Origin of the sequence: Streptococcus parasuis, from assembly GCF_021654455.1 — a bacterium.
In the GTDB taxonomy this organism is placed as follows: Bacteria; Bacillota; Bacilli; order Lactobacillales; family Streptococcaceae; genus Streptococcus; species Streptococcus parasuis.
Genome location: NZ_AP024276.1, coordinates 1132628 through 1147462 on the forward strand (window position 1 = coordinate 1132628; position 14835 = coordinate 1147462).

The following is a 14835-nucleotide window of genomic DNA, read 5'->3' on the forward strand; positions in this document are numbered from 1 at the left end:
TACACCCAAAAAATAGGAGCAATAAGTACTTAGTAAAGAACCTCACTCCCATTCTTATATTTATGTCGCTACCTGTCCAATCAAATTATTTACGATACATTTTAAATTGAAGGTACAAATCATTGTAAGTACCAAGTAGTTCTTTTCCTAAATTATCATAAACTTCCATCTGCTTCATCGTTTCCTCAGAAGGATAGAAAGCTTCATCACTTTGTGTTTCTTCATCCAACATAGCCTTTGCTGCAGGAATTGGAGTGGAATAACCCACGTATTCTGCATTACGCAATGCATTTTCAGGACTGAGCATGAAACTCATAAAAGCATAGGCGCCATCAATATTTTTAGCTGTTTTGGGAATTACCATATTATCAAACCAAAGGTTCGATCCTTTCGATGGCACGACATAGTGAAGATGCTCATTTCCATCCAACATTTCACTAGCTTCACCTGAGAAAGACACCGCAATGGCTGCTGCATCTTGTATCATATAGCCCTTTATTTCGTCAGCAACAATAGCCTTGATATTTGGTGTCAGGTTGTAGAGATGTTCAGCTGCTTCTTCAATCTCTACAGGATTTTTAGAATTCAGGCTATAACCCAGGGATTGTAGACCAAAGCCCATAACCTCACGCACGCCATCAATTAACATGATGTTATCACGGTATTCGTCGGACCATAGGTCTTCCCACTCTTGAGGAGGATTTTCAACCATAGTATCGTTGTACACAATCCCCAAGGTTCCCCAAAAGTAGGGGATAGAATAGTCATTATTCTTATCAAAGCTCAATCCCATAAATTGAGGGTCAATATTCTCCAAACCTTCGATTTTAGACTTATCGAGCTTAACCAGCATATTTTCTTCCGTCATTTTGGAAATCATATACTCTGATGGAACTGCTAAATCGTAGGTTGTTCCGCCCTGCTTGATCTTAGTGTACATGGACTCATTGGAATCAAAAGTCTGATAATCAACCTGAATTCCTGTCTCGGCAGTAAATTCATCTAATAATTCGGGATCAATATAATCGCCCCAATTATAGATGACCAATTTATCTGTCGTTCCTTGTGTCGAATCGGCTTCTAACTTGTAGCTGATTCCCCATAAAACAAGGATAATAGCTACAATACCTACAAAAAATGAATACAGTCTTTTCATTAGTTGGCCTCCTTTTCACGTGAAATGAAATAATAACCCACTACCAATAAGATAGAGAAAAGGAACACAACCGCTGACAAGGCATTGATTTCCAAAGAAATACCTTGTCGAGCCCTTGAGTAGATTTCAACCGAAAGATTTGAATAGCCATTTCCTGTTACGAAAAAGGTTACAGCAAAGTCATCCAAAGAGTAAGTAAAAGCCATGAAATAACCTGCGATAATTGCCGGCGTCAGATAAGGCAACATAATTTCTTTCAGCATTTGCGGCTGAGTTGCGCCCAAATCATATGCAGCTGAAATCATATCCGCGTTCATTTCTTTCAAACGGGGTAAAACCATCAAGACGACGATTGGAATCGAAAAGGCAATGTGACTGAGTAAGACAGAAACAAACCCCAATTGAAATCCAATCATGGTAAAGAGAATCAAGAAACTTGCCCCAATCATAACGTCAGGTGCCACCATCAAGATATTATTGATAGACAAGAGGGCATTTTGAAAACGAGGTTTTGCCTGATAAATATAAATAGCTCCAAATGTCCCAATAATGGTTGCAATCAAAGAACTTAAGAAAGCAAGTAAGAAAGTCTGTGCTAAAATCAGCATCAGTCGGCTGTCACCAAGCATCGAAGAAAAATGCTCCAAGGTAAAGCCAGTAAAACCATTCATATCTCCACCAGCATTAAAGGCATAGAAAATGAGATAAAAAATGGGTAAATAAAGCACGAGGAAGGCAATAGTTAAGTAGACATTTGCAAATTTCTTCATTATTTCTTCCTCTCTTTCGTCATCCACATAATCAAGAGCATGGCTAATATCAAGACCACACCAATGGTTGAACCCATTCCCCAGTTTTGTGTTGTGAGGAAATGCTGTTCGATGGCAGTACCCAAAGTAATCACTCGGTTACCTCCAATCAAACGAGTCAACATAAAGAGGCTTAAACTTGGAATGAAAACGGCCTGTACCCCAGAACGGACGCCATTCATAGAGAGAGGAAAAATAACCTTTGAAAATGTTTGCCAAGAAGTTGCACCCAAATCACGACTAGCGTTGATGAGATTTTTATCCAAGTCATCCAAAGCGTTAAAGATTGGCAAAATCATAAATGGAATCTCAATATAGGCTGCAACAGCAATAAAGGAGAAATCTGTAAAGAGAATTTGTTGAGTCCCTAACCCCAGAAACTCTAAAAATTGATTAATGGAACCATGTTGACCGAAAATACCGATAAAGGCATAAGCTTTCAGCAAAAGATTGACCCAGGTTGGCAAGATAATCAACATGAGCCAGAGTTGTCGATGCTTGAGCTTGGTCAAGAAATAGGCAGTCGGATAGGATACCAAAAGAGTGACCAAGGTAATAATACCTGCGTAAAAAATGGAGTTGAAACTCATTCGCAGATAGGTCATATTGGGTGAATTAAAATAAGTTTGATAGTTAGCCAAAGTGAAATTGCCATGAATATCAAAGAAAGATTTAAAGATAATCAAAGCAACGGGTGCTAGTACAAAGAGAAAGACCCATAAGGCATAGGGAATTGCAAAAAGCCTAGAGGTTTTCTTCATTGCGTTCCTCCTCGATGGCATTAATCAAACCATCTTCCACTTCTTCCACCTCAACATACTCTTCGATACGGGCATCAAATTCTTCTTCAGTTTCATTGAGGCGCATGATATGAATATCTTCTGGCTCAAAACTGAGACCAATCACCTCACCCACAATGGCTTTACGAGTGGAATGAATCATCCATTCGTTGCCCAAATCATCGTAGGCTATAATTTCATAGTGAACACCACGGAAGAGCTGTGTATCGACTTTAACCTGTAGTTTTCCTTCTTCAGGTAAGGTAATTCGTAAATCCTCTGGGCGAATGACTACCTCAACTTCCTCATTCGGTCGCATACCACCGTCGACAGCCTCAAACCGTTTGCCATTGAATTCTACAAGATAGTCTTCAATCATACGACCCGGAAGAATGTTGGACTCACCGATAAAGGTTGCAACAAAATGGTTAATTGGCTCATCATAGATATCTACAGGTGTTCCAGATTGAACAATCTCACCCTCATTCATGACAAAAATCCAATCGCTCATGGCCAAGGCTTCTTCTTGATCATGCGTTACGAAAACGAAGGTGATTCCAAGGCGCTGTTGCAACTCACGCAATTCATACTGCATTTCAGTCCGAAGTTTTAAGTCTAAAGCAGATAAGGGTTCATCCAGCAAGACAACGCGTGGTTGATTGATAATGGCACGCGCGATGGCAACACGCTGCCGTTGTCCACCAGATAATTTCTGAATGGAACGTTTCTCATAGCCAGAGAGGCGAACCATCTGTAAGGCTTCTGTCACACGACGTTCAATTTCGGACTTATCTACCTTACGCAATTTTAGAGGAAAAGCCACATTTTCAAAGACAGTCATATGAGGGAAAAGGGCATAAGACTGAAAAACGGTATGGACATCACGCTTGTTGGTTGGCACATCATTTATCCGTTGGCCATCCAAATAAATATCGCCAGAGCTTGCATCCAATAAGCCAGCGATAATATTCAAAATAGTTGATTTTCCAGAACCAGAGGCGCCTAACAAAGTGTAAAATTTGCCCTCCTCTAATTCAAAACTAATGTCCTTTAAAACAGTTGTTCCACTATCTTCAAAAACTTTAGATACATGTTTAAATTCAATAATCGGCTTTTTCAATTCACATAAATTCCTTCTTTATATAGTAGCCAATTGGCTAAAGAGTTTCGGCAGGGTCGCCAATAATACGTACTTCACGCTCTAAGGTAATGCCTGAAGATTTTTCTACAGTTTCAATGACATGCTTAATGAGACTTTCATAATCATTTGCAGTCCCGTTTTCAACGTTTACCATAAAACCAGCATGTTTTTGAGAAACTTCTACACCACCAATGCGATAGCCCTTCAAGCCTGCTTCCATTATCAGTTGACCAGCAAAATGCCCAAGTGGCCGTTTAAAGACAGAACCACATGATGGTAATTCCAATGGTTGTTTTAACTCACGCAAATGGGTCAGACGGGCCATTTCTTGCTCGATAACTGTGTAATTACCAGGACGAAGAGCAAATTTTGCAGATAAAACAATTGCGCCATTTTCCTGTAAAATAGAAGAACGATAGCCAAAACGTAATTCACGATTATCTAATGTTTCTACATAGCCAGCTGGCGTCAAAATTTGTGCAGATACTAAAATATGCGATACTTCGCCACCATAAGCGCCAGCATTCATATAGACAGCTCCACCGATGCTACCAGGTATTCCACAAGCAAACTCGAAACCGGTCAGTGAATGAAATAGCGCAACTCTAGTTGTCTCAATCAAGTTAGCTCCAGCTTCTGCTTCGATAGTATAGCCAGAAACAGTTACCGTATTTAATTTATCCATTCGGATAACAAAACCACGAATACCACCATCACGAACGATGACATTACTTGAATTACCAAGCACTTGCCAGGGAATCCCTTCACGTTTCGCAAATTCAATGACACGAACAATTTCATAACGGTTTCGAGGAAAGACCAAATAATCAACTGCCCCACCGACTTTTGTGTATGTGTACTCTTTCAAAGGCTCATCAAAACGGATATCGATGCCTTCAAGTTCTACTCTTATTTTATTTTTCATATCCTTCTCTTTTCCAAGTTATATACGGAGAATATTATACCAAAAATTCGGATAAAAAACGAATAGAAAATAAAATATATTAAATTGAAGCCTTAAATAAAAAAGCCCAGAACTGGACTTTCATTTATAAAATAACTTGAATTCCCTTTGTATCAACGGTTAGGGAATGGACAGAGCCATCTAGTTTCAGAGCTTCAATCGCCGCAATAAGTTCCGTTTCTTTCTCAGCAGGTGCCAATACCATCACGGTCGGTCCAGCTCCAGAGAGATAGGTTGCATAAGCGCCAATTTCTTGCGCCAACTGCTTAATCGGACAAAACTCTTTAACAAGTAGTTGCCGATAGGGTTCGTGAAACATATCTAACTGAATCAGTTGACCCGCTTTTTCAATATCTCCTGACATAAGGCTTGCAATTGCAACGTTTGCTATCGAACTAGCAGCAACCGCCTTTTTATAGCCCATTTGTGAAGGAAGTACACCTCGACTTTCACTTGTACGAAGAGGATAATTTGGAATAAACGCAACAAAACTTGTTGGTGGAAAGTCAGTTACAACTGCTTGAACTTTTTTATTGACATAGCTTGAAATGACCAAATTTCCATAAATAGCTGGAGCTACATTATCTGGATGTCCTTCAATCTTTGTAGCCAATTGCAACTTTTCATCCTGGCTCAGGTTAAGTTTCCCTAACTGATTGGCCAGTTCGATACCTGCAACAATGACTGAACTAGATGAACCTAAGCCACGAGCTAAGGGAATATCGCTTTCCATTTTTAAACGATGTGGTTGTAAATGTTTTGCAACTGTCAGGGCAGTCCGGATGAGTAAATTATTTTGATCAGAGGGAACATGTTCTAATTGATGCTCAACAATCCACTCATTAGTAGGTTCTAGAACTTCAACCGAAAGATATTTTGAGAGTGCTACACCAACAGAATCAAATCCTGGTCCAATATTTGCTGATGTCGCTGGAACAATAATTTTCATAGACTATTCCCCCAAAACCTTAAAGGTGTTAACGAGTGTGAAATCAGTCGCTTCTGCTAATTTTCTAGTCACTTGTTCCAACTGTGTTTTGTTCATCGCATGTGTAACAATTACAAGGCGAGCAGTGTCGTCCTTTGTACCTTTTTGTAGGATTTGTTTAAATGAAATTCCCTCAGAATGGAAGATCTCTGCAATTCGTAACATTTTTCCACTTGTGTCTGGAGTCAGAATTGAGAAATAGTATTCGCTTGTCACATCTTCTGGTATAGCTAATTGAAGCGGGCGAGAATATTCATTAAATAGTTTGCCTACAGTTTTATCTTTCATCCTGCGCACAATTCGAATGATATCAGCGGTCACACTAGTTGCAGTTGGCTTTTGCCCCGCACCTGGCCCATAATACATGGATTGGCCAATACCGATAGACTCAACAAAGACCGCATTCATTACTCCATTTACACTTGCTAACGGATGGTTCTTAGGTAAAAATGTTGGTGAGACTTCGGCCGCGATTCCTGAAGCTGTTTCTCGGATATCACCCACCAACTTGATGACATACCCCAGCTCTTGAGCTACTGCAACATCTTCTGGTGTAATTGTGGTAATTCCTTTATGTCCTACAGCATCAAAATCAACGGTCATCCCAAAACCAAACTGACTCAAGATAACTGCTTTATAGGCAGCATCAATTCCTTCTACGTCATTTGTTGGATCAGACTCAGCATAACCCAACTCTTGGGCTGTTTCCAATGCTTTCTCATATGTCCAACCTTCATCTACCATTTTGGTCAGCATAAAGTTTGACGTACCATTTAAGACACCCAAAATGCGGGTAATTTTATCCGCAGCAAATGAATTCACAAGCGTACGCAAGATAGGAATGCCCCCAGCTACTGCTGCCTCATAATAAAGTGCTAACCCTTTCTCTTCAGCAAGTGTACGCAACTCTGTACCATGAACGGCCAATAAATCTTTGTTAGCTGTTACAACATGTTTGCCAGCTTCTAAAGCACGAGTGATAAATGTTTTTGCCGGTTCAATTCGCCCCATCAATTCTACAACAAGAGCAATCTCTGCATCATCTAAAATATCATCAATATTGGTCACAAAATGAAATTGATGACCAGCAGCTACCAAACGGTCTTTTTCAGCCTCATCTTTTACCAATACCTTAGCAATTTCAATCGAATCCCCAGCAGCTTTTTCAATTTTTTCTTTATTTTCTTTCAATAGAAATGGTACACCACTTGCTACTGTACCGAATCCTAATAATCCTACCTTGATAGCCATGTTCTCTCCTTATTTAAATGTATTTTGACTATTATACCAAATATTCTGATAATTTTCCAAATAATTTGATATAATTAATTTATCTAGACTCAAAAGGAGAACAATCATGGCGCGTAGACGTAGAAAACAACCTCAACCATCCAAGAAATATATTCATTATATTTTTCTCTCTCTTCTTACAATTCTTGTACTAAGTTTGATATATCTTCTACTCCCCACCTTGATTCCTCGCTCTTCAAATGCTTCACAGACTACTGTTTCTAGCCAATCAAGCAGTCAAGCATCTACTCAAAACACTACTACAGCTGATTCCAATTCATCAACCCAAACAAGTTCTGTAAACTGGGTTAAAGTGGATGAGCCTGTCCAAATACCGATTCTCATGTACCATGCGATTCACGAAATGGCTCCTGAAGAGGAAGCAAATGCCAACTTAATCGTCTCACCAGCAGTTTTTGAAAGTCATTTGCAAGTTTTAGAACAAAATGGCTACTACACGCTTACACCGGAAGAAGCCTATAAAGTTCTAACTGAAAATGTTCTTCCACAGGACAAAAAAGTCGTTTGGTTAACCTTTGATGATAGCCTTTGGGATTTTTATTCTTATGCCTATCCTCTTTTGGCAAAATACCACATGAAGGCGACAAACAATGTAATAACTGGTTTTACCGAAAATGGAATTGAAGGATATTTAACCCTTGATCAGATGAAAGAGATGCAAGCAAATGGGATGTCTTTCCAAGGACATACAGTCAATCATCCTGACTTAGAGGTAAGCAGCACGGATGATCAGATGAGCGAATTGAGCCAATCCAAAAATTATTTAGATAGCCAACTTAATCAAGAGACTCTTGCAGTAGCTTATCCATCTGGTAGCTACTCACAAGATACCCTAAACATCAGTGAGCAAGCCGGTTATAAATTAGGTTTAACTACAAATAATGGCTTAGCTAGTCTAGCGGATGGCTTATTAAGTCTTAATCGTGTTCGCGTTCTTCCAACTACAAGTGCAGAAGGACTCCTAAATGAAATAACACCATAATATCCACTGATAGATACCATCCTTTTTTCAAACCATGTCCTTTCAAAGGGGCTTGGTTTTTTCTTTTAGTAATTGCAGATGATACACATTTTCTGAAAAAAATAGAGATACCCATTTAGGCATCTCATTTGAACTCATCTAATGATTGTTCTGATATGATCTTATCCAAAATGAAGCGTTCTTCATCCGATAATTCATAGCAAGCTAGTAAATCTGGACGTCGCTCATAGGTTTTTCTAATACTTTGTTCCAGTCGCCACTTCCGAATATTTTCATGATGACCACTCATCAACACATCAGGTACGACCATTCCACGATATTCATAGGGACGAGTATATTGTGGGTATTCCAATAAACCAGAAGAAAAACTATCATCTGTATGACTGGCTTCTTTCCCAATGACCTCTGGTATGAGACGAACAGTCGCATCTATCATGGTCATTGCCGCCAATTCTCCACCTGTCAAGACATAATCACCAAGTGAAATTTCATCGGTGACTAGTGTCTTGATACGCTCATCATAGCCCTCATAATGTCCACAGATAAAAATTAACTGGTCTTCTTTTGATAATTCTTCTGCATAGGCTTGATTAAATGTCCGACCAGCAGGATCCAATAAAATAACGCGAGGATTTGTCTGTTCAATCGCATCCATTGTATCAAAAATTGGTTGAGCCCTTAATAGCATCCCTTGCCCGCCACCATACGGCTCATCATCAACATGTCGCGCTTTCTCTGCTTTTTCTCGAAAATTATGGTAGTTTACTTCGAGAATTCCCTTCTCCCTCGCCTTTCCGACAATTGAGTGCTCTAACGGGGCAAACATCTCAGGAAACAGCGTTAAAATATCAATTCTCATCGTCCAAACCCTCAAGTAATTCCACATCTACACGATTGTTTGGAATATCAATATTCAACACAACTGGTGGGATATATGGTAAAAGCAAATCTTTCTTACCTTTTCGCTTAACCACCCAAACATCATTGGCACCTGGTTGGAGAATTTCCTTTATTTGACCAATAACTTGATTATTTTCATAGACATCCAACCCAATAATTTCATGATAGTAAAATTCACCATCTTCGAGGTCCGTCAGGTTTTCTTCAGCAATTTTTAAACTGTACCCTTTATATTTTTCAATATCATTAATATGGTACATTCCCTTAAACTTGATAATATCAAAATTCTTTGCCTTGCGATGGTTAGCAATTTCCACATCCATAACAAATTGGTCTTTTTCATCGAAAAGTGCTAGGACCGAACCTTTTTTAAACCGTTCCTCCGTGAAATCTGTTACGGATAAAACCCGCATTTCTCCTTGCAAACCTTGAGTATTGACAATTTTACCGACATTAAAATAATTCATGATAACTTCCTTTGTATTTCTATCCATATATTTTAACATGTAGCGGAAGAATGCACAAGGATTAGAAAAAGTACCGATTGAACCGATAATTTTCACTATACACTATTATCCCCTATTTAGACTGGCTGAACTGGCTTTGATAGAGGTTATAATAGAAACCTTTGTCAGCCAAAAGACTTTCATGATTACCTTGCTCGATAATCTGTCCATCTTTCAAGACCAAAATCTTATCAGCTTCCTGAATGGTTGATAAGCGATGGGCGATGACGAAACTTGTCCGCCCCTTCATCAATCGTTTCATAGCCTTTTGAATCAAAAGTTCCAAGCGAGTATCAACTGAGGAAGTCGCTTCATCAAGGATAAGAATGGCTGGGTCCGCCAACAAGGCACGCGCAATGGTCAAAAGCTGTTTCTGACCTTGGGAAATATTGCTGGATTCCTGGTTCATTTCCATATTATAACCGCCAGGCAGGGTACGAATAAAATGATCTACGTTGGCGGCTTTAGCAGCTTCCACAATTTCCTCATCCGTCGCATCCAGACGCCCAAAACGTAAGTTTTCCTTAATGGTCCCCTCGTAAAGCCATGCATCCTGCAAGACCATACCAAATTGACTACGGTAGGATTGACGAGAAATATTCCGAATATCCTGACCATCCACCTTGATAGCACCGGATGTGACATCATAGAAACGCATGAGAAGGTTGATGAGGGTTGTTTTACCAGCCCCTGTTGGTCCTACGATAGCCACCATTTCTCCAGGCTTAACATCAAGATTAAAGTTACGGATAAGCGGCTTATCTTCTGAATAGCCAAATTCAACCTGTTCAAAGCTGACTTGTCCTGTCAGACTTTCTGTCAACTCTAGCGCATTGGCGTCTTCTTCGTCAAGCTCATCTAAGACTGAAAAGATGCGTTCAAGGGAAGATTTGGCAGACTGCAACTGTGGTGCCAACTGGGTCAAGGTTTGGACGGGCTGAGAAATCTGCCAAACGTATTGGACGAAGGCCTGCATGTTACCAACCGTTAGTTTACCCGCTAGGACTTTCAAACCAGCAAGCAAGGCTACGACGACATAGGCAATATTAGAAAAACCGTGAACTAAAGGCATGAGCAAACCTGATACGAAACTGGCTTTGAAGCCAACTTCCTGCAAATCCGAAGTAATCTGGCGAAATTCTTCTGTAGAGATTTCCTCTCGTCCATAGAGTTTGAGGACGTTAAAACCTGTTAGGTTTTCCTGCACAAAACCGTTCAATAGTCCCAATGCATCCGCCTGTTGTTTAAAGTAGGGCTGGGACTTGCCCATGACAAACTTGGAACCCAAATAGGTCACTGGAACCAAGGTTACGACTACGAGAGCCAGGGATATATCCAACCAAAAACACATAAAAATGGCTAAAGAAAGGGTTAGTACAGCATTGACGAGCTGAAGAAAACTTTGCTGCAAGGCATTTGAGACTGTCTCCACATCACTTGTAAATCGACCTAATAGGTCACCATACTGGTGTTTATCAAAATAGGAAACGGGAATTTTGTTAATCTTGTGACTCAAATCCTGCCGCAGTTCCTTTGTTGCTCCCTGTACCGCCTTAGTCATGAAATAGGTAGAACCATAGGCGCCGATTTCATACATAAGGGCACGGAGGGCATATAGCGCAAGCATGATGGCAATATAGGAAACATTGATATGGGCCCCTTCTACTCCATTTGCAATATCTAACAGATTTTTAGTCAATTCTGTGATGATCAGTCCCAAAACGAAGGGTTCCAGAGCATTCATCACTGCGCTAATGGTTTTTAGAAAAACAGCTAAAAATACTGAAGATTGATAATGACGTAAATAGTCCCAAACACGGATAAATACTGATCTATTCTTCATAATTCCTCCTATTCTTCTGTCAAAGATTGACGGTTGAGCTGAGAATTCGCGATTTCACGATAAATCTCGTTGGTCTCCATCAATTCATTGTGGGTTCCGCGACCAACGATTTCACCTTCATTCAGTACAATGATTTGGTCTGCATCCATAATGGTTCCAACACGTTGAGCAACAATCAGCACTGTCGCATTTTCCGTTACTTCCTTCAACCGACTCCGCAAAATTGCGTCCGTCTTATAATCCAATGCTGAGAAGGAATCATCAAAAATGTAAATATCCGGCTGCTTCACAATAGCACGCGCAATCGAAAGACGTTGTTTCTGCCCACCAGACAAATTGCTTCCGCCCTCAGCAAGATGGGTGTCAAACTTCTCTTCCTTACTCTCGATAAATTCCTTAGCTTGAGCCACATCCGTCGCTTCGTGAAGCTCCATAAGACTAGCATCTACCTTACCGTACTTTAAATTTTCCGCGATAGTTCCGGTAAATAGCAGAGCTTTCTGCGGAATAAAACCAATCTTACTACGAAGTGCTTTTAGATTGTAACGTCTGACATCCACACCATCCACCAAGATACGACCAAGTGTCACATCATAGAAACGTGGAATCAAGTTGACCAAGGAAGACTTGCCAGAACCTGTTGAACCAATAAAGGCAATGGTTTCACCGGGCTTAGCCTTAAATGAAATATTGTGTAGAACAGGGGACTCCGTTTCACCAGGATAGGCAAAAGTTACATTTTCAAATTCCAAATAACCATGTGAATCAGTCTCAGTGATGCCATCTTCATTCTTAGAAATGGAAATGGACATATCCAAGACTTCTTGAATCCGATGACTCGATACCGACATACGTGGATACATGTTAAACAAGTTAGCAAAGAGCAAGAAAGAGAAAAGTGCATGGAAACTATATTCGATAAAGGCTACCAAATCACCAATTTGTAAACTGCCCTCCTGTAAAGGGGTCAAAGCAAACCAAACGATTGCCACAATCATAGCAATGATAATCTGCACAAACAAGGGCTCCGTCAACCCAGTAAGGTTGAAAAGCTTTTTAGATGTTTCTGTATATTGTTCATTGACATCTGAAAAACGCTCTTCCTGAAACTCCTCACGAGTAAAGGCACGAATGACACGAAGTCCCATTAAGTTCTCACGAACATACTGGTTAATGGTATCCAACCGTTTTTGTTGTTTTTCGGATAAGGGACGTGTTTTAGTCGCAACATAATAGATAACGAAAATAAGGAAAGGAATAGCGACCGCCACTGTCCATGCTAAACTTGGACTCGTAACCAAGGTCATCACAACGCTTGCTACCATCATCAACGGAGTAATAATTCCCAATTTCAAAACCATCTCAGAGAATTGCATCAAAACAAAGGCATCATTTGTCATACGAGCAACTAGGGAAGAAACACCAATTTGCTCGTATTCATGATGGGAATAGTCTTGAATTTTCTCATACAGATCATTCCGAATATCTTTTACGATAGTTGTCGTTAACTTCCCAGCTGCATAAGCCAAAATCACCCGACCAGCAATTCCTAATAAGACAATAAGCCCCATCATCCCAGCCCAGAAATAGAGCTGACTGGCATCGTTTTTGGTAATACCTTGGTCAATCATTCTTGCCAAAAATGTAGGCAAGCCTAAGTTTACTACAACAAATAAAATAGCTCCCAATAAATCTAATGCTAACCATTTTGGATATTTTTTCAAATAAGTCCAAATCAGATTCATTTTTTCATCCTTTCTATATGTTAAAAGGGGCAAGGCCCCTGACTGTAAATTTAAAAGCCACCAAAAGGTGACTTTCTATTCTTTCTCGTCGATCACTAAACGAACTTTTTTATCACTTGTAGGGACAGAATAAACAATCGTTCTGATTGCAGAAATGGTACGTCCTTTTTTACCGATGACACGGCCGATGTCCGATTGATCTAAATCCAAATGGTATTCTAAGAATTCAGGTGTATCAACGATTTTAATCGTCAAGTTTTCAGGCTGTGAAATCAAAGGTTTCACAATCGCAATAATGAGATTTTCAATCATGTCCATAAGTGTTCTCGCTTACTGTTCTTATTTAGAGAATTTTTGTTCGTGGAATTTTTTCAATACGCCAGCGTTTGAAAGAAGAGCACGAACAGTGTCAGATGGTTGTGCACCTTTTGCCAACCACTCAAGTACACGTTCTTCTTTAAGAGTTACTGAGTTTTCAGCCAAAAGTGGGTTGTAAGTACCAACTGTTTCAATGAAACGACCATCACGTGGTGCACGTGAGTCTGCAACGTTAATACGGTAGAAAGGTTTCTTTTTAGAACCCATACGAGTCAAACGGATTTTTACTGCCATTTTTTAATGTCTCTTTTCTTTTAATTTTTATTATTCGGTGAAATAGCAGAGCTATTTAGCACATGTTCTATTATAACACACTTTAACAGGGTGTCAAGAAAAAAACTTGACACTTTTTAAAAATTTTATTGCCATTTTTATTGCTCCAGCAGATCCGCTAATTCTCTCAGTTGACTTGCTAAATTCGAGCGGTCAAAAAGCAAATTATAGACTCCATCTTCACTCAATACACCGCAAGGAATACCATCAAAATAACCCTTATTGGATAAATCAAGATCTTCCATATAGGTCTGGCTTTGATAATAATCTAGCAACCGTAAATAACTTGATTGTGCCTGATTGAGTTGGGTAACACTATCAGCAAGGGACTTGTTCATCTCCAGATGCATATTAAATATTTTTTCCATCTCTACGACACGTTTCCTAGCTTCCATACAATCCCCCCATCAATGTGTTGCACCTCCAACGTTCTTCACATCCTCTTTGTCTTTATATGCAACTATTGCTCCAATGGCTGCTTCAACTCCTCTAACAATATCGGCTAGAGACATAGAGGCAAAGCCTGGTTTGTCAAGAACCTGTTCCGGAAGAAACGGAATATGAAGAAAACCAGCCTTAGTCTTTGGAAATTGTTTATCAGCTAAGTAAAGAGCTTGGTACATGAGATGGTTGCAGACAAAGGTCCCTGCAGTATTAGAAACAGAGGCTGGAAGACCTGCTGCACGAATGGCTTCAACCATTGCTTTGATGGGTAAGGTTGAAAAATAAGCAGGTTGCCCATCTTCACGAATCATAGTGTCAATTGGTTGTTGTCCTAAATTATCTGGAATGCGAGCATCGTCTTGATTAATGGCTACACGCTCGGGTGTTAATTCCGTCCTTCCACCAGCCTGTCCAATACATAGCACAATATCTGGTGCATACTTAGCCATGGCTTCTTCAAGAACACTTGCAGCTTGATAAAAAACAGTTGGAATCTCCTCAAGAAGAATCTCTGCGCCTGCAATCTGCTTCGGTAAAGATTTAATGACCTCCTGTGCAGGATTGATAGACTCACCTCCAAATGGATCAAAACCAGTTACTAATATTTTCATTCTGT

Annotated in this window: 16 protein-coding genes; 1 reads left to right on the top strand and 15 read right to left on the bottom strand. The window is 39.9% G+C overall.

The features are described 5' to 3' along the window. Positions 1-85: 85 nt before the first annotated feature. The 7 genes from L6410_RS05665 to L6410_RS05695 form a co-directional block, all read right to left on the bottom strand. Positions 86-1156, bottom strand: a complete 1071-nt coding sequence (locus L6410_RS05665) for an ABC transporter substrate-binding protein (RefSeq protein WP_237395078.1) — start codon at positions 1154-1156, stop codon at positions 86-88. Next, positions 1156-1926, bottom strand: a complete 771-nt coding sequence (locus L6410_RS05670) for an ABC transporter permease (protein ID WP_172006377.1) — start codon at positions 1924-1926, stop codon at positions 1156-1158. The genes L6410_RS05665 and L6410_RS05670 overlap by 1 nt, the downstream gene beginning before the upstream one ends. Further along, positions 1926-2726, bottom strand: a complete 801-nt coding sequence (locus tag L6410_RS05675; RefSeq protein WP_024396533.1) for an ABC transporter permease — start codon at positions 2724-2726, stop codon at positions 1926-1928. Before L6410_RS05675 ends, L6410_RS05670 begins: the two co-directional genes overlap by 1 nt. After that, entirely contained in the window at positions 2710-3864 is a 1155-nt protein-coding gene (locus L6410_RS05680) for an ABC transporter ATP-binding protein (RefSeq protein WP_105127206.1), read from the bottom strand. The genes L6410_RS05675 and L6410_RS05680 overlap by 17 nt, the downstream gene beginning before the upstream one ends. Before the next feature lie 37 nt (positions 3865-3901). Then, positions 3902-4810, bottom strand: coding sequence for a UDP-N-acetylmuramate dehydrogenase (gene murB / locus L6410_RS05685; protein WP_160863536.1), 909 nt, complete (start codon positions 4808-4810; stop codon positions 3902-3904). Between the two features lie 124 nt (positions 4811-4934). After that, positions 4935-5798, bottom strand: coding sequence for a homoserine kinase (gene thrB, locus L6410_RS05690; RefSeq protein ID WP_237395079.1), 864 nt, complete (start codon positions 5796-5798; stop codon positions 4935-4937). A 3-nt stretch (positions 5799-5801) separates the two neighbouring features. Further along, complete coding sequence (locus L6410_RS05695) at positions 5802-7088, bottom strand: homoserine dehydrogenase (RefSeq protein WP_172075687.1); 1287 nt, start codon at positions 7086-7088, stop codon at positions 5802-5804. A 106-nt stretch (positions 7089-7194) separates the two neighbouring features. On the opposite strand from L6410_RS05695, the gene L6410_RS05700 reads away from it, so the two are divergent. Continuing rightward, complete coding sequence (locus L6410_RS05700) at positions 7195-8130, top strand: polysaccharide deacetylase family protein (RefSeq protein WP_222368457.1); 936 nt, start codon at positions 7195-7197, stop codon at positions 8128-8130. 124 nt (positions 8131-8254) lie between these two features. On the opposite strand, the gene trmD is transcribed toward L6410_RS05700, so the two are convergent. The 8 genes from trmD to pcp all read right to left on the bottom strand — a co-directional run bounded on the left by trmD (position 8255) and on the right by pcp (position 14830). After that, positions 8255-8989, bottom strand: coding sequence for a tRNA (guanosine(37)-N1)-methyltransferase TrmD (trmD, locus tag L6410_RS05705; protein WP_024392233.1), 735 nt, complete (start codon positions 8987-8989; stop codon positions 8255-8257). After that, a complete protein-coding gene (gene rimM / locus L6410_RS05710; protein WP_024392234.1) occupies positions 8979-9497 on the bottom strand; it encodes a ribosome maturation factor RimM in 519 nt (172 codons plus the stop codon). Before rimM ends, trmD begins: the two co-directional genes overlap by 11 nt. Before the next feature lie 112 nt (positions 9498-9609). After that, positions 9610-11379, bottom strand: a complete 1770-nt coding sequence (locus tag L6410_RS05715) for an ABC transporter ATP-binding protein (protein WP_237395080.1) — start codon at positions 11377-11379, stop codon at positions 9610-9612. A gap of 8 nt (positions 11380-11387) precedes the next feature. After that, the gene (locus L6410_RS05720) at positions 11388-13124 is read right to left on the bottom strand and encodes an ABC transporter ATP-binding protein (RefSeq protein WP_237395081.1); all 1737 of its coding nucleotides are present in this window, start codon (positions 13122-13124) and stop codon (positions 11388-11390) included. 75 nt (positions 13125-13199) lie between these two features. Further along, the gene (locus L6410_RS05725; protein ID WP_024392237.1) at positions 13200-13442 is read right to left on the bottom strand and encodes a KH domain-containing protein; all 243 of its coding nucleotides are present in this window, start codon (positions 13440-13442) and stop codon (positions 13200-13202) included. Between the two features lie 21 nt (positions 13443-13463). After that, the gene (rpsP, locus tag L6410_RS05730; RefSeq protein ID WP_024392238.1) at positions 13464-13736 is read right to left on the bottom strand and encodes a 30S ribosomal protein S16; all 273 of its coding nucleotides are present in this window, start codon (positions 13734-13736) and stop codon (positions 13464-13466) included. A gap of 137 nt (positions 13737-13873) precedes the next feature. After that, complete coding sequence (locus tag L6410_RS05735) at positions 13874-14170, bottom strand: DUF4298 domain-containing protein (protein ID WP_237395082.1); 297 nt, start codon at positions 14168-14170, stop codon at positions 13874-13876. Between the two features lie 12 nt (positions 14171-14182). Beyond that, on the bottom strand, positions 14183-14830 hold the full coding sequence (gene pcp, locus L6410_RS05740) for a pyroglutamyl-peptidase I (RefSeq protein ID WP_237395083.1): 648 nt from the start codon (positions 14828-14830) through the stop codon (positions 14183-14185). Positions 14831-14835: the final 5 nt, after the last annotated feature.

Excerpts from the sequence above, each read along its gene's own strand:
- pcp (WP_237395083.1), bottom strand. The coding sequence starts at position 14,830 with ATGAAAATATTAGTAACTGGTTTTGATCCATTTGGAGGTGAGTCTATC.
- L6410_RS05695 (WP_172075687.1), bottom strand. The coding sequence starts at position 7,088 with ATGGCTATCAAGGTAGGATTATTAGGATTCGGTACAGTAGCAAGTGGT.
- L6410_RS05675 (WP_024396533.1), bottom strand. The coding sequence starts at position 2,726 with ATGAAGAAAACCTCTAGGCTTTTTGCAATTCCCTATGCCTTATGGGTC.
- L6410_RS05715 (WP_237395080.1), bottom strand. The coding sequence starts at position 11,379 with ATGAAGAATAGATCAGTATTTATCCGTGTTTGGGACTATTTACGTCAT.
- trmD (WP_024392233.1), bottom strand. The coding sequence starts at position 8,989 with ATGAGAATTGATATTTTAACGCTGTTTCCTGAGATGTTTGCCCCGTTA.
- thrB (WP_237395079.1), bottom strand. The coding sequence starts at position 5,798 with ATGAAAATTATTGTTCCAGCGACATCAGCAAATATTGGACCAGGATTT.
- L6410_RS05670 (WP_172006377.1), bottom strand. The coding sequence starts at position 1,926 with ATGAAGAAATTTGCAAATGTCTACTTAACTATTGCCTTCCTCGTGCTT.
- L6410_RS05720 (WP_237395081.1), bottom strand. The coding sequence starts at position 13,124 with ATGAATCTGATTTGGACTTATTTGAAAAAATATCCAAAATGGTTAGCA.
- L6410_RS05665 (WP_237395078.1), bottom strand. The coding sequence starts at position 1,156 with ATGAAAAGACTGTATTCATTTTTTGTAGGTATTGTAGCTATTATCCTT.
- L6410_RS05725 (WP_024392237.1), bottom strand. The coding sequence starts at position 13,442 with ATGGACATGATTGAAAATCTCATTATTGCGATTGTGAAACCTTTGATT.
- rpsP (WP_024392238.1), bottom strand. The coding sequence starts at position 13,736 with ATGGCAGTAAAAATCCGTTTGACTCGTATGGGTTCTAAAAAGAAACCT.
- rimM (WP_024392234.1), bottom strand. The coding sequence starts at position 9,497 with ATGAATTATTTTAATGTCGGTAAAATTGTCAATACTCAAGGTTTGCAA.
- murB (WP_160863536.1), bottom strand. The coding sequence starts at position 4,810 with ATGAAAAATAAAATAAGAGTAGAACTTGAAGGCATCGATATCCGTTTT.
- L6410_RS05735 (WP_237395082.1), bottom strand. The coding sequence starts at position 14,170 with ATGGAAGCTAGGAAACGTGTCGTAGAGATGGAAAAAATATTTAATATG.
- L6410_RS05700 (WP_222368457.1), top strand. The coding sequence starts at position 7,195 with ATGGCGCGTAGACGTAGAAAACAACCTCAACCATCCAAGAAATATATT.